This window comes from Parvibaculum sp., from assembly GCF_039973015.1.
Classification (GTDB): Bacteria; Pseudomonadota; Alphaproteobacteria; order Parvibaculales; family Parvibaculaceae; genus Parvibaculum.
Genome location: NZ_JBDWLT010000010.1, coordinates 208,547 through 228,412 on the forward strand (window position 1 = coordinate 208,547; position 19,866 = coordinate 228,412).

Genomic DNA, 19,866 nt, shown 5'->3' on the forward strand with positions numbered 1-19,866 from the left:
CAAATCCCCGGAATTCAGCGATTTCTGCGGGCACGGCCGCTGGACGGGCGCATTGCGGGCGCGGCGCGCGGGCTCTAGGTTAGGCAGCCCAATGCTGCTGGAGTAACCCATGCTGTCCGACGCCATTCGCGCCTTCAGAGAAACCTTCTCGCCGCCCTTCCGCCGCGTGATGCTGATTTCCGTCGGGCTCACGATCCTCGTGCTGGTGATCTTCGGCGCCGGTCTGCAATGGGCGCTTGCCGCCCTGCCCGCCTTCGGGCCGGATTTCGCGGGCGGCTGGGTCGATGCGATCCTCGAATTCGTGGCGCGCTTCCTCGCCGTGATCGTGCTGGTCCCGCTGGTCCATCCGGTCGTCTCGCTGGTGGCCGGCCTCTTCCTTGAAAACATCGCCGCCCGTGTCGAGGCGGAGGATTATCCCGCCGATCCGCCGGGCGCCGACCAGCCCTTCTGGCAGTCGATGCTCACCGCGATCCGCTTCACGCTGGTCCTCATTGTGGTGAACCTGCTGGCGCTGCCCTTCTATCTGCTGCCGGGTGTCAATCTCGTCCTCTTCTGGGTGGTGAACGGATATCTGCTCGGCCGCGAATTCTTCGAACTGGTCGCGCTCCGTCATCTGCCGCCCGTCGAGGCGCAGGCCATGAGGAAGCGCCACGGCTTTCGCGTGTTTATTGCGGGCGTCATCGTCGCCCTCTTCACCACGGTTCCCATACTCAATCTTTTTGCGCCGCTCTTCGGCACCGCCTTGATGGTTCACACCTACAAGAGCCTTGTGGCGCGGAGGAGCGCATGAGGTATCTGCCGGTCTTCGCGATGGCGCTGGCGCTCGCCGCCTGCGCGGCTCCCTCCACCGGGCCGCGCGGCAGCAGCAGCCCGTCGCTGTCGGGACCGCTGACAGCCGATGCGCTGGTCGGCGCCGCCCCTTCCGCGATCACCGCGCGTCTCGGCGAGCCGGATTTCCGCCGCTCCGAACCCCATGCCGAGATCTGGCAATATGCGGGCGGCGATTGCAGCCTCTTCGTCTATTTCTACGAGACGGATGGCGGTGCGCTCGGCTCGCGTTATGTCGATGCACGGAAAGTCGAGGGCGGGGCCGCCAGCAAGGAAGCCTGCCTCTCCGCCGTCATGGCGAAGCGCAACACGCCGGTTTCGTAACGCTCACGCCGCCACCGTCTTCGCCTTGAAGCGGCAGAGATCGCTGACCGGGCAGGCCGGGCAGTCGGGCTTGCGCGCCTTGCAGACATAGCGCCCATGCAGGATGAGCCAGTGATGCGCATGCAGCCTGTATTTCGGCGGCACTGCCTTTTCGAGCTTCTTCTCGACCTCGACGACGTCTTTTCCCGGCGCAAGCCCCGTCCGGTTCGACACGCGGAAAATATGCGTATCGACCGCGATGGTCGGCTCGCCGAAGGCGACGTTCAGCACGACATTCGCGGTCTTGCGCCCCACCCCCGGCAGTTCCTGCAAGGCGTCCCGGTCGCACGGCACCTCGCCGCCATGTTTCTCGATCAGCATGCGCGAAAGCGCGATCACGTTCTTCGCCTTGTTGCGGTAAAGCCCGATGGTCTTGATGTGCTGCGTCAGCCCCGCCTCGCCGAGCTTCACCATCTTCTGAGGGCTGTCGACCGTCTTGAAGAGCTCTTTCGTCGCCTTGTTGACGCCGATATCGGTCGCCTGCGCGGAAAGCACCACGGCAACAAGCAGCGTATAGGTGTTGCGGTACTGGAGTTCCGTTTTCGGCTCCGGCATGGCGGAGGAAAGGCGGCGGAAGAACTCTTCTATGTCGGCTTTTTTCATGGGTGTCGGCATGAAGTCGAGATTTGCACATAACCTTGCCTGCGTCGCAAGGCCGTATTGCCGCCCGGCAGGGCGCGTCCTAGTCTTGCCTTCCATGAACAACGCATTGCCCGATCCCGCGCCGCTGGCGCCGCCCTTGCACTTCAACGCGCTGATCACGCCGCATCGTTCGTTGTCGTCGCGCGGATTCGCGATCCTCATCGGTATCGTCGCCACGGTGAACTTTACAGCCGGCATTCTTTTCATGGCGCAAGGCGCCTGGCCGGTATTCGGCTTTTGCGGCCTCGAAGTTTTGCTTGTCTGGTGGGCTTTCCGCGCGAATTACCGCGCCGCCCGCGCCCATGAAACAGTGCAATTGTCGGATGAGGAACTGCGCGTCCGCCGCGTCGATCAGAAGGGCAATGCGCGCGCCTTCAGCTTCCAGCCCTATTGGGTGCGTGTCGCGCTGCGGGAGGAGCCGGACGAGTCCACCCATCTCCACCTGATGAGCCACGGCCGCGAGCTTGAGGTGGCGGCCGCGCTCTCTGCGAACGAACGCGCCGATTTCGCCCGCGCGCTCGACAAGGCGCTCGCCCGGTTGCGCAGCGCGCCCCTCGCCGAGGGCGAGGGAGCGCCGCAACAGGCCTGATGCAGGATCGGTGCGCTTGGCGCGCAAGAACGTCTAGTGCGCCTCGCGCTCGATCAGCATCTTCTTCGAGAGAACATTGCCCTTGTCGTCGAGCTCGTAAACGATCGGCGCGCCGGTCGCGATGTTGAGCGCGATCACCTGCTCCTGGGTCAGCTTGTCGAGCTGCATCACGAGTGCGCGCAGGCTGTTGCCATGCGCGGCGACGAGCACGCGCTCACCCTTCAGCACGCGAGGCAGGATTTCCTTGTCGAAATAGGGAAGCACGCGCTCCGCCGTCATCTTCAGGCTTTCGCCCCCAGGCGGCGGCACGTCATAGGAGCGGCGCCAGATGTGAACCTGTTCCTCGCCCCATTTCTCGCGCGCATCGTCCTTGTTCAGCCCGGAGAGGTCGCCATAGTCGCGCTCGTTCAGCGCTTCGTTCTTCACGATCTCGATATCGGACTGTCCGAGTTCGGCAAGCATCAGCCGGTTCGTTTCCTGCGCGCGCGAAAGGTTTGAGGTATAGGCGACATCGAAGCCGAGCCCGGCCGCCTTCATCGCCTCGCCCGCTTCCTTCGCTTCCGCCTTGCCCTGTTCGGTCAGGCCCGGGTCGCGCCAGCCGGTGAAAAGGTTCTTCTCGTTCCATTCGCTCTGTCCGTGTCGGACAAGCACAAGCAGGTTAGCCAACTCTCGCTCCATTGATCCGTAGAAAGATTATTCGATACCGAGCACGTCGGCCATGTCGAAAAGGCCGGGGCCCCTGCTCTTGCCGCCGGTGCCCTGTCCCCATTGCGCGGCCTTGAGCGCGCCGCGCGCAAAAATGCTGCGGTCTTCCGCCACGTGACGAAGCACGATGCGCTCGTTCTCGGTCGCGAAGATGACGTCATGCTCGCCGATAACCGAACCGCCCCTGAGCGAGGCAAAGCCGATCGCACCTTCCTTGCGCGCGCCGGTGATGCCGTCGCGTCCCCGCTCCGAATTTTCGCCAAGGCCGATGCCGCGCCCCTCTGCCGCCGCTTCGCCGAGCAGCAGCGCCGTGCCGGAGGGTGCATCGACCTTGTGACGGTGATGCATTTCGAGGATCTCGATATCCCAGTCGGGTCCGAGCGCCTTCGCCGCCTGCCGCGCCAGTGCGGCCAGCAGATTGACGCCGAGACTCATGTTCCCGGCCTTGATGATGGTGGCGTGGCGCGCTGCCGCCTCGATCTTCGGCAGGTCTTCGTCCTTGAAGCCCGTGGTCCCGATCACATGGACGATGCGGGCCTGTGCGGCAAGCGCGGCAAATTCGAGCGTGGCTTCCGGCACCGAAAAATCGATCAGCGCATCCGCATCCTTGATGACGGTGAGCGCGTCGGCGGTGGCCTCGATGCCGAGCGGTTCGGCAAGCCCCGCCAATGTTCCGAGATCGGCGCCCAGATGCGGCGACCCTTCTGCCTCGATGCCGCCCGAAAGCGTCAGCCCTTCCGTCTCCGCAATGAGACGAATGAGTGTCCGGCCCATGCGGCCGCCCGCTCCGGTAATGGCGATCTTTACGTTCTGGCCCATCTGGCGTCCCGCTGCTTGGGCCTGGGGCCCTGAAATCGGCGAACCGGGTATAGCAGTCACACCCGGACCCGTAAATCTGTCTGCCCGGCTCCCCCCGCGCGGTTTCCAGGTTTTCAGCCCCGAAAGACGAACCATGCGCCCGCCGCGATCAGGGCGAAGCCGATCGCGGTGTTCCATGTCGGCGCATGGCCGAGATAGACGGCGGAAAATCCCGCGAAGACGACAAGGGTGATGACTTCCTGGATCGTCTTCAGTTGCGCGGGTGAATAGACGTCCGAGCCGAAGCGGTTGGCGGGCACCGCGAGGCAATATTCGAAAAAGGCGAGCCCCCAGCTCACAAGAATGACGAACATGAGGGGCATCGCCTTGAACTTCAGGTGCCAGTACCAGGCGGTCGTCATGAAGACGTTGGAGGCGACGAGAAGCGCGATGGGTGTGAGATAGGCTTGCATGTGGTGGAACCCGTGAAAAAGGCCCCGCGGATTCGTCCGCGGGGCCTTTTCAGATTATCGCCGTTCGGGCTCTCGCGAAGCCTCAGTTCTGGAAGCCGTCCCAGAATTCTTTGACCCTGGCAAAGAAGCCGGCGCTTTCCGGGCTGTTGCTCGGCGAGGATGCATCCTCGAACTGGCGCAGAAGATCCTTCTGCTTCTTGGTCAGGTTCACCGGCGTCTCGATGGTGATCTGGATATAGAGGTCGCCCGTCTCGCGCGAGTTCACCACCGGCATGCCTTTGCCTTTCAGGCGGAACTGCCGTCCGGTCTGTGCGCCCTCGGGAATCTTGACCTTCACCTTCTTGCCGCCAAGCGTGGGCACCTCGATCTCGCCGCCCATCGACGCCGTGACCATCGAAATCGGTACGCGGCAGAAAAGGTCCGCCCCGTCGCGCTCGAAGAGGCGGTGCGGCTTCACCGAAAGGAAGATGTAGAGGTCGCCGGCGGGCCCGCCGCGCATGCCGGCTTCGCCCTCGCCCGCAAGGCGGATGCGTGTGCCGTCCTCGACGCCCGCCGGAATATTGACGGAAAGCGTGCGCTCCTTTTCCACGCGGCCCGCGCCCTGACAGGCGGGACAGGGCTTGTCGATTGTCTGGCCGCGGCCATGACAGGTCGGGCAGGTTCGTTCGATGGTGAAGAAGCCCTGGGAGGCCCGCACCTTGCCGTCGCCCTGACAGGTCGGACAGGTGACCGGGCTTGAGCCCGGCGCCGCGCCGGAGCCGTGGCAGCTCTCGCAAGCGACGGAGCTCGGCACACGAACCTGCGCCTTCTTGCCCTCGAAGGCTTCCTCCAGGCTGATCTCCATGTTGTAGCGAAGATCGTGGCCGCGCATCTGGCCGCCGGCGCCGCGCCGTCCGCCGCGTCCGCCGCCACGTCCGCCGCCCATGAACTCGCCGAAGAGATCGTCGAAAATATCCGACATGGACGCGCCGCCGAAGCCGCCGCCCATACCGCCGGGGCCGCCGCGTCCGCCCATGCCGCCCTCGAAGGCGGCGTGGCCGAACTGGTCATAGGCGGCACGGGCTTGTTCGTCCTTCAGCGCATCATAGGCTTCGTTCAGCTCCTTGAAGCGCTGTTCGGCATCCTTGTCGCCGGGGTTCTGGTCGGGGTGAAGCTTTTTCGCCTGCGAGCGGTAAGCCTTTTTCAGCTCGTCCGCGCTGGCGTCCCGGCTCACCCCGAGCACGTCATAATAATCGCGCTTCGACATCGGGGATCACCTTGAAACTTTGAACGCGGAGAAGGGCGCGCTTTCGCGCGCCCTGTCCACATGGTTGTGCAGAAAAACAGACATCATGACAAAGCCCCCGGTCAGGCGGACTTGTCCTGGTCCTTCTTGTCGTCGTCGACTTCCTCGAAGTCGGCATCGACGACATCCTCGCCGGACTGGCTGCTGTCCGTGCCGGAAGCCGCTTCGTTTTCGGCTTCGGCCTGCGCTGCCTTGTAGAGCGCTTCGCCCATCTTCATCGAGGTCTGGGTAAGCGCTTCCGACTTCGCCTTGATCTCGGCGGCATCGGTGCCGTTCAGCGCGGTCTTGAGTGCTTCGAGGGCTTCCTCGACTTCCGCCTTCACGGCCGGGTCGAGCTTGTCCGCATTTTCCTCAAGCGTCTTTTCGGTGCCGTTCGCCAGCGCCTCGGCATGGTTCTTCGTTTCGACTTCCTCGCGCCGCTTCTTGTCTTCTTCCGCGTGCGCTTCGGCGTCCTTCACCATCTGTTCGATATCGGCTTCCGACAGGCCGCCCGATGCTTCGATGCGGATGGTCTGTTCCTTGTTCGTCGCCTTGTCCTTGGCGGACACATTGACGATGCCGTTCGCGTCGATGTCGAAGGCGACTTCAACCTGCGGTACGCCGCGCGGTGCGGGCGGAATGCCGACAAGATCGAACTGGCCAAGCAGCTTGTTGTCCGCCGCCATTTCGCGTTCGCCCTGGAAGACGCGGATCGTCACGGCCGACTGGTTGTCTTCCGCCGTGGAGAAAGTCTGGCTCTTCTTTGTCGGGATCGTGGTGTTGCGGTCGATCAGGCGCGTGAACACACCGCCCAGCGTTTCGATGCCGAGCGAGAGCGGCGTCACGTCGAGCAGCAGCACGTCCTTCACGTCGCCCTGAAGCACACCCGCCTGAATGGCTGCGCCCATGGCAACCACTTCGTCCGGGTTCACGCTCATGTTCGGCTCTTTGCCGAAGAACTGCTTCACCGCTTCGCGGATTTTCGGCATGCGCGACTGGCCGCCGACGAGAACGATCTCGTTGATCTGGCCGGCCGTCACGCCTGCATCCTTCAGTGCCGCCTTGCAGGGATCGATCGTCCGCTGAATGAGATCTGCAACCAGCGCTTCGAGCTTCGAGCGCGTGATCTTCATGGTGAGATGCTTCGGACCGGATGCATCCGCCGTGATGAAGGGAAGGTTCACTTCCGTCTGGCTGGCGGTCGAAAGTTCGATCTTCGCCTTTTCAGCGGCTTCCTTCAGACGCTGCAGCGCGAGCTTGTCGCCGCGCAGGTCGATGCCGTTCTCTTTCTTGAATTCGTCGGCGAGATAATTGACGAGCCGCATGTCGAAGTCCTCGCCGCCGAGGAACGTGTCGCCATTCGTCGACTTCACTTCGAAGACGCCGTCGCCGATTTCGAGGATCGATACGTCGAAGGTGCCGCCGCCAAGGTCATAGACCGCGATCAGCTCGCCTTCTTTCTTGTCGAGACCATAGGCAAGGGCTGCCGCTGTCGGCTCGTTGATGATGCGGAGAACTTCAAGACCCGCGATCTTGCCGGCGTCCTTGGTCGCCTGGCGCTGCGCGTCGTTGAAATAGGCCGGAACCGTGATGACGGCCTTCTCGACCTTTTCGCCAAGATAGCTTTCGGCGGTTTCCTTCATCTTCTGAAGGATGAAGGCGGAAACCTGCGACGGCGAATATTTCTCGCCATGCGCTTCGACCCACGCATCGCCATTGTCGGCGCGGACGATGCTGTAGGGCACCATGTCCTTGTCTTTTTTGGTGGTCGGGTCTTCGAACGAGCGGCCGATCAGGCGCTTGATCGCGAAGAGCGTATTCGTGGGATTGGTGACGGCCTGGCGTTTGGCGGACTGGCCGACAAGGCGCTCGCCGTCCTGTGTGAAGGCCACCATCGAGGGCGTGGTGCGCATGCCTTCGGAATTTTCGATGACTTTGGAAGTGTTGCCTTCCATGACCGCGACACACGAATTCGTCGTGCCGAGGTCGATACCGATGACTTTAGCCATGTTGTGCTGGTCCTCTTTTTTACTTGCGGCTGGCCGGGCGGGCCTCGTGGCACCCGCTGGAACCGGCGCATCGCTGCGTCCGGCCCAACCGGCCCCCAAAGGGGATCCTCTCCGGGCATTTCGGCCCGGCTAAGGGGTTGAAACGTTGCGCTGTATATAGGTTTGGGTTCTACGGCCCGCAAGCGTTGATGCGGCAATATGGCCACAGAGCGGGACTTTTGGGACTCACCGTGTCCCGCGGGGCAAAAGACCGGAAACGGAGGCGGATTTCCCCGCCCCCGGGTTCCCTTTCGGGACCCTCTCATCCGGCTTTGTGACGTTCCGGTGACGTTACGGTGACGTTGCGGTGAGAAGGCGGCGCGGATATCCCCGCTTCAGAGCTGCCCCCTTAGAGCTGCCCCCCTAGAGCTGCCCCCCTGGAGCTGCCCCCTAGAGCTGGTTATCGGGATAGACCTCGTTCCACTCGCAGGCCTGTCCCTGCCAGTTCTTCTGGCGGAGGCTCGATTGCAGAATTTCCGGCGCGCTCATGTCTTCGCGCAGGTCTTCCGCCTCATCCGCCGCGTCGTCCTGGCCTGCCGCCGCGGCAAGGTTGAACCACATCAGCGCCAGAGGCTTGTTTTCGCGCTGTTCCGTCAGCATTGCGCCGATTTTTGCGGGCCCGTTGATGCCGCGCACGAGGTCGCCGGAATAGATGCGGCCGAGCTCGTAAAAGGCACGCGGCTCGTTTTGCCGTGCCGCCTTGCAGTACCACTCGGTGGCCTTCTGGTTGTTGAAGACGCCCGCGCTTCCGGCGATGGTGCAGCAATGCGCATCGCCCATCTTCATCTGCGCCTCGGCATCGCCCGCTGCCGCCGCGTCTTCATTCGCAAGGATTCTGGCATTGTCGCTGGCCCGCGTGGCGCCCTGGATTGCCGCTGCGGCACAGCCCGAAAGCATCATTGCCGCAAGACCGAGCGCGACTATTCTTTTCATGTTTCACCCCCTGTTTTCGCGCGGAGCCATCCCCGCGCCACCCGTGTGACCCGTATTTAATATGACACAGGCTATGCCAAAAACAGAGCCCGAAAAAGGCCTGCAAAAAAGACCGGTCGATACGGGCTTCGAGGGGATTGCGCTCTATCCGGGCTATCTGGACGCGCCCGCGCAAAAGGCGCTCGTTGCAGAGGTGCTGGCAGGTTTCGAGACCGCCCCGCCCTATCGCCCGCATATGCCGCGCACCGGGAAGCCCTGGTCGATCCATCAGACGAATTTCGGTGAACTCGGCTGGGTCTCGCGTCCCGGCGGCTACGGATATTCTGCGTTAAATGAAACGGTTAACGCCCCCTGGCCGGCCATACCGGCGGCCCTACTCGCTATTTGGGGTGAAATCGCCGCCTGCCCTGCCCCGCCCGAATGCTGTCTGGTCAACCTCTACGACGCGCCCGGATCGCGCATGGGCCTCCACCGCGACGAGGATGAGGAAGCGCTCGATGCGCCCGTGGTGTCGATCTCGCTCGGCGATACATGCACCTTCCGCGTCGGCGGATTCGCGCGCAGCGACAAATCGAAGAGCTTCAGACTCGCCAGCGGCGACGTGCTGGTGATCGGCGGGCCCTCGCGGCTGCGCTATCACGGCGTCGACCGCGTGACCCCCGGCTCATCTCAGCTCGTTCCCGGCGGCGGCAGGATCAACCTGACGTTGCGAAGGGTGACGAAGCCAGCGCAACCTGCTCAATAAGGCTGCCAGCCCGGCACCGGCGACACGCCGAAAAGCCAGAGATGGGCATAGAAAAGCCCGCCGAACACGACAAGCGCGAGCAGGATTCGCCACCAGCCGAGTTCGCCGAGCTTCAACCGATTGCGCCCGGCGAAGATCGCCGCGAAAGGCAGGTTGGAGGTCTTCGCCGCAAAGCCGTTCCACGCCTCGCCGAGACGTTTGCGCTTCTTGTCGTCGATGGAGAAGGTGCCGAGAATTGCCAGCAGCGCAAAAGTGCCAAAGAAGATGATCGACGCCTTGTCGCCATTGACCAGAATGTGCCAGAGCGCCCAGATCGCGACGCCCCAGAGAAAGGGATGCCGCGTGATGCGGAGCATGCCCTTCACCGTTTCGGGTTTCTCGGCCAGCGCCTCGGCGCCGACCGCTGTCGGGTTCGGTGTCGTGACGCCGATCACGGCAAAGAGCGTCGCGACAAGCACCACGAGCGGTGCGAGGTGATAGGCCCACTCAGGCACCGCCCAATAAAGATGGTTGGGCCCCAGCACCGCCTGATTGAAGCTGAAGGCAAGCCAGGAAATGCCGCCAATGGAAAGGACCGAGAAACTGGCGAGCCAGGCCCGTTCACCGAGAACGCCGACGATCTTCGCCCGCAGGCCCGATCCTGCCACAATCAGATGAATGCCCAGAAAAAACGCCGCTGCCGCCCATAGCTGAACCATGATCCGCCCTCCTTCCATATGTATCCGTGCCTCTCCGGCCCCGGACTATAACAATGTTATGGCCAGATGGGGCGGATAAAGCCGCGATGCAAGGGAATAGTAGCGTGAAAATCCGGGGGCCGGGCGTGCGGTCAGGCCGTGGTGTCGACCTTGCCGCCGTTTTGCGCGCCATCCTCGTTCTTGGCGACGCCGACACGCGCTGCGCGCAGCAGCCGGTCGCCGATCTTGTAGCCCGCCTCCAGCACATGGACGACGCTGCCCGTCGGGTGCTCGGTGCCCGGCACCTCGAACATCGCCTCGTGATGGTTCGGGTCGAAGCGCTCGCCGGGCTTGGGCGTGATTTCCTTGATGCCGTGGCGCTCCAGAACGGCGGCAAGCTGCCGTTCCGTCATTTCGACGCCTTCGGCCATCGCCTTGACGCTGTCATCGGCGGCTTCGCGCTCGTCTGCCTTCAGCGTTGCGAGCGCGCGGCGCAGATTGTCGGAAACCTCCAGCATGTCGCGCGCGAAACCGGCATTGGCGTAGCGCGCGGCGTCCTGCTTTTCACGCTCGGCGCGCTTGCGCGTGTTTTCCATTTCGGCGGCCGCCCGCAGCAGCCGGTCCCGCAGATCGGCATTCTCGGCCTGGATGGCCGCGATATCGGGCCCGCTCATGGCGGAATTCTGGGCCGGGTCCTGCGCTTCGCCCTGCGCCGCGGGTTCCTCGGAAAGCTCCTCCGCGAGGGTTTCCGCAGGTTCCGCGGATGTTTCGGCTTCAGGTTTGTTCTTTTCGTCGGTCATTTCTCAATCCGGTAGTGCTGGCCCACATCAGCTCCGATGTGCGCGCCGGGCGGTCATATGTCAACCGGGCAGCCCGTCGCGGGGAGCTTGGAGAGGGCGGTTAGTTAATGAGGCGGCCGAGCAGCTTTGCCGTGTAGTCGACCATCGGGATCACGCGGGCATAGTTGAGCCGCGTCGGCCCGATCACGCCGAGTACGCCGACCACGCGCTGCTGTGTATCCATATAGGGGCTCACGATCAGAGACGAGCCCGAAAGAGAGAAAAGCTTGTTTTCGGAGCCGATGAAGATGCGAACCCCGTCCGCTTCCTCCGCGAGGCCGAGCAACTGCACGAGGTCGCGCTTGTTTTCGAGTTCGTCGAAAAGAAGCCTTATGCGTTCGAGGTCTTCGACCGCATGCACGTCTTCGAGAAGCCGCGAACGGCCACGCACGATCAGTGATTTTTCCAGCGGATCGTTGGGCGCATTCGAGCCTGACCAGGTCGCAAGCCCCGCCTCGATCACCTTCGCTGTCAGTTCGTTGAGTTCGGCCTTCTGCGTTTCGAGTTCACGCGCGAGATAGGCTTTCGCTTCGTCGAGCGTGCGTCCGCGCAACTGTGCGTTGAGATAGTTCGTCGCTTCGGCAAGGGCGGAGGGCGTCAGCCCTTTCGGCACTTCGATGACGCGGTTTTCGACCGCGCCGCCTTCCGTCACGATCACGACAAGGGCGCGATCCGCGTCGATAGGCACGAACTCGACATGTTTCAGCGCCGCGTCATAGGTCGGCGCGACGACGAAGCCTGCGCCGTGGCTGAGGCCGGAGAGAAGCTTCGATGCCTCGTCCAGAACGTCCTCCACGCTTCTGTGCGAGCCCGAGACCTGCCGCTCGATCGAAACGCGCTCCTCGTCTGTCAGGTCGCCGATTTCGAGAAGCCCGTCCACGAACATGCGCAGCCCCGCTTCCGTCGGCATGCGGCCTGCGCTGGTATGAGGAGCGAAAATGAGACCCAGCGACTCCAGATCCGACATCACATTGCGGATCGAAGCGGCGGAAAGCGAAAGAGGGAGCTGGCGCGACAGGAAGCGCGAACCGACAGGCTCGCCGGTTTCGAGATAGGTCTCGACCACGCGGCGCAGGATCTCGCGCGAGCGCTCATTGAGATCCATCACGCCAACCATATCCGCAACCCGCCTCCTCGTAAGTCTCTGATATTGAGAAATAATCTAGATCGCTTTCTCGCGGCGGGAAACCTTTATCGGCAAAATTCGAGCGGATACCGGGAGAGGCGCGGCGCACACGGGCATCAATGGCGGGCCGGCGAGCGGGCAGGGGCAGGCCGCGCCTTTACGGAAGGCCAGCCCCCATGTAACAAGGCCCCGGCACAAGTGATCGCCCAGATTCAAAGACCAGACAGCACTGGATACCCGAATATGCGCCCTTCCGGACGTCAGCCGCACGAAATGCGGGCCGTCAGCTTCGAACCCGGCATCGCCAAGCACGCGGAAGGCTCCTGCCTCGTCCGTTTCGGCGATACCCATGTGCTTTGCACGGCAAGCCTTGAAGAGCGGGTGCCGCCGTGGCTCAAGGGCGGCGGGCAGGGCTGGGTGACGGCCGAATACGGCATGCTGCCGCGCTCCACGCATGACCGCATGCGCCGCGAAGCCTCGCAAGGCAAGCAGTCCGGCCGCACACAGGAAATCCAGCGTCTCGTTGGCCGTTCGCTGCGTGCCATCGTCGATCTGCGCGCGCTGGGCGAGCGCCAGATCAGCGTCGACTGCGACGTGCTCCAGGCCGATGGCGGCACGCGCACGGCCTCGATCACCGGCGCATGGATCGCGCTTCACCAGTGCATCGAATGGATGCGCGCTCGCTCGATGATTTCCGCTCCCGTCATCAAGGATCACGTCGCGGCAATCTCCTGCGGTATCTACAAGGGCACACCCGTATCCGATCTCGATTACGCGGAAGATTCCGATGCCGACACGGATGCGAACTTCGTCATCACCGGCTCGGGCGGAATTTGCGAAATCCAGGGCACGGCGGAAGGCGAGCCTTTCTCGGAGGAGGAATTCCTCGCGCTGCTGAAGCTCGCCAAGGCGGGCGTGAACGATCTCGTGAAGCTTCAGAAGGAAGCCATTTCGAAATGACGCGCAAATTCGAGGGCGGCAAGCTCGTGGTCGCAAGCCACAATCCCGGCAAGGTCCGCGAGATTGCCGACCTCCTTGCGCCTTTCGGCATCGAGACGGTTTCGGCCGGCGATCTTGATCTTGCCGAGCCCGAAGAGACGGGCGAGACCTTCCGCCAGAACGCGGAGCTGAAGGCGCATGCGGCGGCGAAGGCAGCAAACCTGCCCGCGCTCGCCGACGATAGCGGCCTTTGCGTGACCGCGCTCAACGGTGCGCCGGGTATCTATTCCGCGCGCTGGGCGGGTCCGAACAAGGATTTCGACTTCGCAATGGAAAAGCTGCGCCGCGGCATGATCGAAGCCGGGCTCTCCGACACCTCCGCGCATTTCATCTGCGGTCTCGCGCTCGCCTGGCCGGATGGTCATGCCGAATATTTCGAGGGGCGCGTGGACGGCGAACTCATCTGGCCACCGCGTGGTGAAAAAGGCTTCGGCTACGATCCTGTCTTCATCGCCAATGGTTACGACGTCACCTTCGGCGAAATGGAGCCGCAGGCGAAGCATGCGATTTCGCACCGCGCACACGCCTTCCGGCAACTCGTCGATGCCTGCTTCGGCAAATAGCCCCGCCGCTCATGCACCCGGCGCCATACTGGAAAAAGAAGGTGGCGCCGGAGCCCCGGGATTCGGCGTTTATGTGCACTGGCCCTTTTGCCAGTCAAAATGCCCTTACTGCGATTTCAATTCCCATGTCGTCGCGAACATAGATCAGGCGCGCTGGGCGCGCGCGCTCTGCCGCGAGCTGGAACATATGCGCAGCCTCGCCGGAGCGCAGCGCGTCCGATCCGTTTTCTTTGGTGGTGGCACACCCTCTCTCATGCTGCCGGAAACGGTCGATGCGGTGCTCAAGAAGATTGCATCGCTCTGGACGATGGAGGAGGGCGCCGAGATCACGCTTGAGGCGAACCCGACCAGCGTCGAGGCGGACCGCTTCAAGGGGTACAGAGCCGCAGGCGTCAACCGGCTCTCGCTCGGTGTCCAGTCGCTTGATGACGCACAGCTTAAATTTCTCGGGAGGCTGCACTCGGCGGACGAGGCGCTCCGCGCCATCGCACTCGCGCGCGACATTTTCCCGCGTCTTTCCTTCGACCTGATTTATGCGCGGCCCGGTCAGACGAAAGACGCATGGGAGAGCGAGCTTCGTGCCGCGCTCGCCCATGCGGCGGATCATCTTTCGCTCTACCAGCTCACCATTGAGCCGGACACCGCATTTGCGCGCCTCTACGAGAAGGGCGCCTTCGTGTTGCCGGAAGACGAGGAGGCGGCGGAAATGTATGCGCTGACAGCCGATATCTGCGCCGAAGCCGGATTATCCGCCTACGAAGTATCGAACTATGCCGCGTCCGGCGCCGCCTCGCGCCACAATCTCGTCTATTGGCGCTATGGCGATTATGCGGGCGTCGGGCCCGGGGCGCATGGCCGCATCACTTCAGGTGAAAAGCGCCTTGCCACCCGCGCACGGCGCATGCCCGGCGACTGGATCGATGCCGTCGAGCGCGAAGGCCACGGGCTCGAAGCCGTGGAAGAAATTGCACCGGCAGAGCAGGGCGATGAGATGGTGCTTATGGGGTTGCGTCTGCAAGAAGGCGTCTCGCTTGCGCGTCACGCGCGCCTCGCGGGGCGGGAAATTTCACCTGTCCGCATCGAGGCGCTCGTCGCGGACGATCTGCTCGCCGTGGAGGGTGACATTATCCGCGCGACATCCGAAGGCCGGATGCTGCTCGACGCCGTTCTCGCCCGATTGCTCGCGTAAGACCTTCAGAAAACCTGCGGCTGGAAGCTCGTCGGTGCCGGATCGATCACGACGGCGCCGCCCGGCCTGATTTCAAGCACGGCAAGGCCCCGCTCGGTGCTGCCATCCGGCATGAAGCGGAAGATACCGTCGACGCCCGCAAAACCGTCTGGATTGGTCAGCGCTTCCGGCCTGAAGCGTTCGCTGCGCGGCAATGTCGACAATGCGATCGCAAGGCTTACCGCATCATAGCCGAGGCTGGCGATACGCGGCGGCGTCGAGCCATAGGCGCGACGGTAGCGGATCAGGAACTGGTCATGTCCTTCCGGCGGCGGTGCGGGATACCACGCGCCGTTGAGCGGCGGTTCGCGCGTGAGCGACGGGTCGTCCCAGAGCCCTGTGCCCAGAAATTTCACGTCGCGCGGATCGACATCGTAATAGGGCAGCAGCGGCGCCAGCGATTTCAGTTCCGAACCGCCTTCGGGCAGGAAGACCGCGTGATAGTTACCGCCGCCATAGGCGCTCGCGACGCGCTGCGCCGGGTCATACATGCCTTGTGCGTTTGAAGGATAGCTCGCACTCGCGACCACTTCGCCTGTCCGTGCCGATACGGCCTGCTGGAAGGCGGCGCGCACACGATTGCCATAGGTGCCTTGCGGATAGAGCGCCGCATAGCGCGTGATGCCTTGCAGCGTCGCATAATCGACGATGCGGTCCACGTCTTCGTCTAGCGGGAAGGACAGAAGATGCACATTGCCGCCGCCGACGGAGCTGTCGGAAGAAAAAGCCACGACAGGCACGTTGACGTTCGCGGCAAGCTGTCCCACCGCGGAAACTTCCTCGGCGAAAAGGGGCCCGAGAATGAGGTCGGCACCCGCGTCGAGCGCTTCTTTCGCCGCGCGTCTGGCCCCGTCCGCCGAGCCGCCGGTTGACTTGGGCATCAGCAGGATGTTGCCGCGGTCGAACTCGAAGAGCGCGAGCTGCGCCGCATTGTAGAGCGCATTGGAAAGCGTACGCACATTCTGCCGCGATGAATTGAAAGGCAGCAGCAGCGCAACGCGGATGGGCTCTTCGCCCGCCATATAGGCGGGGTTGTAGAAGCGCGAGGGGTCGCGCGTATAGGCCGGTTTCTCCGCGATGGGCGGCGGCGTCACTTCCACCTTGGGCGGCGGCGTCACCTGCGGCGGCGGCCCGGGCTGGCGGTTTCCGCCACAGGCGGCGAGCGTCAGCGCCATGCCGAGAAAGAGCGCCGCCCTCGTGGCATTCAAGAGGCCGGGGCGGGCGGAAGCTGCGGGTTTTGTCACCGGATTTTCCTGAAAAACGACGCGAAACATGCGAATGCGGAGGGTACCGGGCACTCCCGCTCAAGTAAACACACGTAAGGCCTCGCGCGCTTTGCTGGTTAACCGCGGCCTTCATCGGGCCGTTGCCAAATCGCCCCGTCGGGGCCAAGGTCGCGCCATGGAGAAGACCGAAGAAAAAATCACCTTGTCGCCGCGCCTCGCGCCCGGCCTCTATGTGACGGCGACCCCCATCGGCAATGCGGGCGACATTACGCTGCGCGCGCTCGACGTGCTGGGCCGCGCCGATCTGGTGCTTTGCGAGGATACGCGGGTAACGGCGAAGCTCTTCGCCATTCACGGGATTTCGGCGAAGACCGCCCCCTATCACGACCATAATGCAGCCGAGATGCGCCCCCGCGTTATGCGTCGTCTGGAGGCGGGTGAGGCGGTCGCGCTGGTCTCGGATGCGGGCACGCCGCTGGTCTCCGATCCGGGGCTGAAGCTCGTGCGCGAGGCGCTGGACGCAGGCCATAACGTGACTGCGCTGCCCGGCGCGTCTTCCGTTCTCGCCGCCCTGACGCTGGCGGGCCTGCCGACGGACCGTTTTTTCTTTGCGGGTTTCCTTCCCGCGAAGCAGGAGGCGCGCCGCAAGGAGCTCACGGAAATGGGCCAGATTCCCTCGACGCTCGTCTTTCTTGAAAGCGCGAACCGCCTCGAAGCCTCGCTCGCGGATATGGCGGCCGCGCTCGGCTCCCGCGAGGCGGCGGTGACGCGCGAACTGACCAAGAAATTCGAGGAGGTGCGGCGCGGAACCCTCGCCGAACTCGCCACGCATTATGCCGATGCGGGCGCGCCGAAAGGCGAAATCGTGATCGTCGTCGGCCCGCCGGAAAAGCGCGCCGCGCTCTGCGCGCATGAGGTCGATGCCATGATCGAGAATGCGCTCCGCCGCGCCTCGCTGAAGGATGCGGTCGCCGAAGTTGTATCTGTTACGGGCCTTCCGCGCCGCGAAATCTATGCCCGCGCGCTCGAGCTCTCCGGGGCGAAATAAGGTGGCGCGGCGGCGCGGCGATGCCGCCACGGGCCGCGCCGCCTATCGCCTTGGCCTGCGCGCGGAGGCCTTTGCCGCCTTCATGTTCCGCCTCAAGGGCTACCGCATTCTTGCCCGCCGCCTGAAAACGCCCGCCGGCGAAATCGACATGGTGGTGCGTCGCGGAGGAAGCCTCGCCATCGTCGAGGTGAAGGCGAGGGCGCAGGGCGAGGCGGTGGAGGCGATCCTGCCCCGCCAGCAGCGCAGGCTGGAGCGCGCCGCCGCGCATTTCCTCGGCCGCAATCCTGCCCTCGCCGGCCTCGATCTCCGCTTCGATGTGGTCCTTGTCGCGCCCGGCCGCCTGCCGCAACATCTCGCCGATGCCTGGCGGCCATAATCTCGCCGCAGCTTGCCGCTCATTCTCCGCCCGACGAAACTCATTCACGGGGATTGAAGATGCGCAAGCCCTTCGCGCTGTTCGCTGTTACGGCTTTTTCGCTCGCGGTATTTTCTCTGGGTGCCTGTGTGCCCCTGATCGCGGCAGGCGGCGGCGCGGCAATGGTCGGCGCCTCGCAGGATCGCGGGCTCGAACAGGCGGTGGACGACAACGAGATCGCGTTCGAAATAAACCGGAAGCTTCTCGCAAAACATTCGAACCTTTATTCCGGTGTCTCCACACAGGTGCGCAAGGGCAGGGTGCTCCTCACCGGCCGCGTGCCCGCGCAGGAAGACCGCATTGCTGTCACGCGCCTTGTCTGGACCATCGGCGGCGTGAAAGAGGTCATCAACGAACTGGCGACCGGACAGGATGGCAGCTTTTCGCAATCGGTAAGCGACACGACGATCACGACCAAATTGCGCGCGCGCCTCACTGGCGACAGCAATGTCAGCGGCCTCAACTATTCGATAGAGACATCGAATGGCGTGATCTACCTGATGGGGACCGCGCTCGATCAGGCTGAGCTCGACCGCGTCATAGCCCATGCGCGCGATATCAATGGCGTGCGCAACGTCATTTCCTATGTCGAGGTGAAAGACCGCGCGAACTGAACGCCGGTCTCATTTCGGTGCTTGCCGCGCTTCTCCTTTCCGCGTCATGATGGTTGTCATGTCGGAACGCGAAAGACAGCTGGAGCGCGAATTGCGCGCGGCGGGCAAGATGCCTGACGCGGAACTCGATATCGCCTCGCTCGCGCTGGCGCTCGCGGCATGCGACCGCCCGGAAATTTCACTCGACGGCTATCGCGCGCATCTCGATGAAATCGTTGCCGCCGCGCGCTGCGCGCTGGACGAAAATGCGTCGATGCCCTGCGGTGTCGCCGCAGGTGTGCTGTCGGGCGTGATCTCGGGCCGCTTTCATTATCTGGGCGATGCCGAAACCTATGAAGATCCGCGCAATGCGAACCTCGCTCATGTGATCGACCGGCGCAAAGGTCTTCCCGTGACGCTCGGCATTCTCTATCTGCATGTCGGCGCGAAAATCGGCCTCGATCTTTCGGGCCTGAATTTTCCGGGTCATTTTGTGCTGCGCCTGCAAGGCGCGGGCGAGGCCGTGGTGCTCGACCCCTTCAATGGCGGGCAGACGCTCTCGCCGGCCGATCTTCTCTCGGTGCTGCGCGGTGTCGAGGGGCCGGAAGCGCGCCTCACGCCGGAAGCCTGCGAGGCCGTTTCCCCGCGTGACATCCTGCTTCGTCTTGAAAACAATATTCTGACCCGCGCGATCAGGGCGGGTGAGTTCGCGCGTGCCCGCGAGGTCGTGACGCGCATGATCTGGCTCGCTCCGCATCGCGCCGGTCTCCGCTTCGAACTTGGCCGCCTTGAAGTCCATGCCGGCCATATGGGCGCGGCGGCGGATGCCTTCGAGACCTGCAAGGATATTGCGGCCGATATCGGCGAGACGCGGATTGCAGGCATGGCCGAGGAGGCGCTTCGCCGCCTCAAGACGAAGCTCAACTAGGCGGCGCCATTGGCAGGCTTCGAACGTAGCCGAGATAGGTATTGGCCGCATCGCCAAGCCCCGTCAGCACCATTTCGACCCCGATGGTCGCAACGATAATGCCCATCAGCCGCGTCACCACATTGAGATTGGTCGCGCCCATGTAGTGCACGATGCGCTGCGCCTGCGTAAACGAAATATAGCTCAGCGCGGCGACGGCGCCGAAAGCGGCAATCGACATCAATGTATAGAGCAGGTTGGGATTCGCCGAAAAACTCACCGCCGTGGCGATGGTGCCGGGCCCCGCGATCATCGGCACCGCGAGCGGTGACACGGCAACCGAGAGCTGCGCCTGCAGCACTTCCGGCGGAACGTCGTCATTTCCCTCTACCTCCTCGGGAACGTGTACGCCCGATGAGTGCCCCTGCAGCATCTGATAGCCGATCATCGCCACCAGAATGCCGCCCGCGATCCGGAGCGCGGCCATCGTCACGCCGAACATCTCGAAAATGAGCTTGCCCGCCACGCTGAACAGGATCACGACGCCAAGCGCAATCAAAACGCTGTTCCGCGCGATCCTGAGCTTCACGCTGCGCCGGTCGCCCGCAGTGAGCGCAATGAAAACGGGGGTGTTCGCCAGCGGATTGGCGATGGCGAAATAGCCGGCAAAGCAGGTAATGCCGAAAGTGATTGCATCCTGAAGCATGGGCAGTGGGGATCCTGTCTGGATGGGGCGTTTCGAGGGTCTTCTATTCCTCTCCCCGGCGCAAGGATGAGCAAAGATGGGCAAGGATGAGCGGGCACAAGAGGGCGCGGATCCTTCGGAAAAGAGAGCCTCTGGTCTTTTGGCTCCCGAA

The 19,866-nt window shown here is 63.5% G+C and carries 23 protein-coding genes; 11 read left to right on the forward strand and 12 right to left on the reverse strand.

Features of this window, described 5'->3' with window-relative positions; all coding sequences use genetic code 11:
* Positions 1–109 precede the first annotated feature (109 nt).
* Entirely contained in the window at positions 110–790 is a 681-nt protein-coding gene (locus ABJO61_RS12285; RefSeq protein ID WP_348325154.1) for a sulfate transporter family protein, read from the forward strand.
* Positions 787–1,152 carry a hypothetical protein gene (locus ABJO61_RS12290; RefSeq protein WP_348325152.1) on the forward strand — a complete coding sequence of 122 codons (366 nt, stop codon included), beginning with the start codon at positions 787–789 and terminating at the stop codon, positions 1,150–1,152. Before ABJO61_RS12285 ends, ABJO61_RS12290 begins: the two co-directional genes overlap by 4 nt.
* A 3-nt stretch (positions 1,153–1,155) precedes the next feature.
* Here the strand turns inward: ABJO61_RS12290 and nth are convergent, their stop codons facing one another.
* Positions 1,156–1,806 (reverse strand): endonuclease III, encoded by a 651-nt coding sequence (gene nth / locus ABJO61_RS12295; protein ID WP_348325323.1) that lies wholly within the window; start codon positions 1,804–1,806, stop codon positions 1,156–1,158.
* A gap of 82 nt (positions 1,807–1,888) precedes the next feature.
* On the opposite strand from nth, the gene ABJO61_RS12300 reads away from it, so the two are divergent.
* Positions 1,889–2,422 carry a DUF2244 domain-containing protein gene (locus ABJO61_RS12300; protein ID WP_348330559.1) on the forward strand — a complete coding sequence of 178 codons (534 nt, stop codon included), beginning with the start codon at positions 1,889–1,891 and terminating at the stop codon, positions 2,420–2,422.
* A 33-nt stretch (positions 2,423–2,455) separates the two neighbouring features.
* Here the strand turns inward: ABJO61_RS12300 and ABJO61_RS12305 are convergent, their stop codons facing one another.
* The 6 genes from ABJO61_RS12305 to ABJO61_RS12330 form a co-directional block, all read right to left on the reverse strand.
* Positions 2,456–3,088 (reverse strand): 2,3-bisphosphoglycerate-dependent phosphoglycerate mutase, encoded by a 633-nt coding sequence (locus tag ABJO61_RS12305; protein ID WP_348325148.1) that lies wholly within the window; start codon positions 3,086–3,088, stop codon positions 2,456–2,458.
* A gap of 27 nt (positions 3,089–3,115) precedes the next feature.
* Positions 3,116–3,946: a 4-hydroxy-tetrahydrodipicolinate reductase gene (dapB, locus tag ABJO61_RS12310; RefSeq protein WP_348325146.1), complete on the reverse strand. Its 831-nt coding sequence runs from the start codon at positions 3,944–3,946 to the stop codon at positions 3,116–3,118.
* Between the two features lie 113 nt (positions 3,947–4,059).
* A complete protein-coding gene (locus ABJO61_RS12315; protein WP_348325144.1) occupies positions 4,060–4,398 on the reverse strand; it encodes a DMT family protein in 339 nt (112 codons plus the stop codon).
* A gap of 82 nt (positions 4,399–4,480) precedes the next feature.
* Positions 4,481–5,644, reverse strand: coding sequence for a molecular chaperone DnaJ (gene dnaJ / locus ABJO61_RS12320; RefSeq protein WP_348325142.1), 1,164 nt, complete (start codon positions 5,642–5,644; stop codon positions 4,481–4,483).
* 101 nt (positions 5,645–5,745) lie between these two features.
* The gene (gene dnaK / locus ABJO61_RS12325; RefSeq protein WP_348325140.1) at positions 5,746–7,770 is read right to left on the reverse strand and encodes a molecular chaperone DnaK; all 2,025 of its coding nucleotides are present in this window, start codon (positions 7,768–7,770) and stop codon (positions 5,746–5,748) included.
* A 330-nt stretch (positions 7,771–8,100) separates the two neighbouring features.
* On the reverse strand, positions 8,101–8,643 hold the full coding sequence (locus ABJO61_RS12330; protein ID WP_348325138.1) for a hypothetical protein: 543 nt from the start codon (positions 8,641–8,643) through the stop codon (positions 8,101–8,103).
* Positions 8,644–8,716: 73 nt separating this feature from the next.
* On the opposite strand from ABJO61_RS12330, the gene ABJO61_RS12335 reads away from it, so the two are divergent.
* Positions 8,717–9,388, forward strand: coding sequence for an alpha-ketoglutarate-dependent dioxygenase AlkB (locus tag ABJO61_RS12335; RefSeq protein ID WP_348325136.1), 672 nt, complete (start codon positions 8,717–8,719; stop codon positions 9,386–9,388).
* Here the strand turns inward: ABJO61_RS12335 and ABJO61_RS12340 are convergent.
* The 3 genes from ABJO61_RS12340 to hrcA form a co-directional block, all read right to left on the reverse strand.
* Positions 9,382–10,086, reverse strand: coding sequence for an NnrU family protein (locus tag ABJO61_RS12340; protein ID WP_348325134.1), 705 nt, complete (start codon positions 10,084–10,086; stop codon positions 9,382–9,384). The genes ABJO61_RS12335 and ABJO61_RS12340 overlap by 7 nt on opposite strands.
* A gap of 131 nt (positions 10,087–10,217) precedes the next feature.
* Positions 10,218–10,865, reverse strand: a complete 648-nt coding sequence (grpE, locus tag ABJO61_RS12345) for a nucleotide exchange factor GrpE (RefSeq protein WP_348325132.1) — start codon at positions 10,863–10,865, stop codon at positions 10,218–10,220.
* Between the two features lie 100 nt (positions 10,866–10,965).
* On the reverse strand, positions 10,966–12,021 hold the full coding sequence (gene hrcA, locus ABJO61_RS12350; protein WP_348325130.1) for a heat-inducible transcriptional repressor HrcA: 1,056 nt from the start codon (positions 12,019–12,021) through the stop codon (positions 10,966–10,968).
* 252 nt (positions 12,022–12,273) lie between these two features.
* On the opposite strand from hrcA, the gene rph reads away from it, so the two are divergent.
* The 3 genes from rph (at position 12,274) to hemW (ending at position 14,781) form a co-directional block, all read left to right on the forward strand.
* Positions 12,274–12,990, forward strand: a complete 717-nt coding sequence (gene rph / locus ABJO61_RS12355; protein WP_348325128.1) for a ribonuclease PH — start codon at positions 12,274–12,276, stop codon at positions 12,988–12,990.
* Positions 12,987–13,592, forward strand: a complete 606-nt coding sequence (gene rdgB / locus ABJO61_RS12360; protein ID WP_348325126.1) for an RdgB/HAM1 family non-canonical purine NTP pyrophosphatase — start codon at positions 12,987–12,989, stop codon at positions 13,590–13,592. Before rph ends, rdgB begins: the two co-directional genes overlap by 4 nt.
* 73 nt (positions 13,593–13,665) lie before the next feature.
* Positions 13,666–14,781 (forward strand): radical SAM family heme chaperone HemW, encoded by a 1,116-nt coding sequence (gene hemW / locus ABJO61_RS12365; RefSeq protein WP_348331435.1) that lies wholly within the window; start codon positions 13,666–13,668, stop codon positions 14,779–14,781.
* A 5-nt stretch (positions 14,782–14,786) separates the two neighbouring features.
* On the opposite strand, the gene ABJO61_RS12370 is transcribed toward hemW, so the two are convergent.
* Positions 14,787–16,064 (reverse strand): penicillin-binding protein activator, encoded by a 1,278-nt coding sequence (locus tag ABJO61_RS12370; RefSeq protein WP_348325124.1) that lies wholly within the window; start codon positions 16,062–16,064, stop codon positions 14,787–14,789.
* Positions 16,065–16,221: 157 nt separating this feature from the next.
* Between ABJO61_RS12370 and rsmI the strand changes: the two genes are divergently transcribed.
* From rsmI to ABJO61_RS12390, 4 genes are read left to right on the forward strand one after another with little or no spacing between them, the layout of a single operon-like run.
* Complete coding sequence (gene rsmI / locus ABJO61_RS12375) at positions 16,222–17,094, forward strand: 16S rRNA (cytidine(1402)-2'-O)-methyltransferase (protein WP_348325123.1); 873 nt, start codon at positions 16,222–16,224, stop codon at positions 17,092–17,094.
* 1 nt (position 17,095) lies between these two features.
* Complete coding sequence (locus tag ABJO61_RS12380; protein WP_348325122.1) at positions 17,096–17,470, forward strand: YraN family protein; 375 nt, start codon at positions 17,096–17,098, stop codon at positions 17,468–17,470.
* Between the two features lie 59 nt (positions 17,471–17,529).
* The gene (locus tag ABJO61_RS12385; RefSeq protein WP_348325120.1) at positions 17,530–18,123 is read left to right on the forward strand and encodes a BON domain-containing protein; all 594 of its coding nucleotides are present in this window, start codon (positions 17,530–17,532) and stop codon (positions 18,121–18,123) included.
* Between the two features lie 58 nt (positions 18,124–18,181).
* On the forward strand, positions 18,182–19,030 hold the full coding sequence (locus ABJO61_RS12390; protein WP_348325118.1) for a transglutaminase-like domain-containing protein: 849 nt from the start codon (positions 18,182–18,184) through the stop codon (positions 19,028–19,030).
* Here ABJO61_RS12390 and ABJO61_RS12395 read toward each other — a convergent pair.
* Complete coding sequence (locus ABJO61_RS12395; RefSeq protein ID WP_348325117.1) at positions 19,023–19,715, reverse strand: MarC family protein; 693 nt, start codon at positions 19,713–19,715, stop codon at positions 19,023–19,025. The two genes, ABJO61_RS12390 and ABJO61_RS12395, sit on opposite strands and share 8 nt — an antisense overlap.
* Positions 19,716–19,866: the final 151 nt, after the last annotated feature.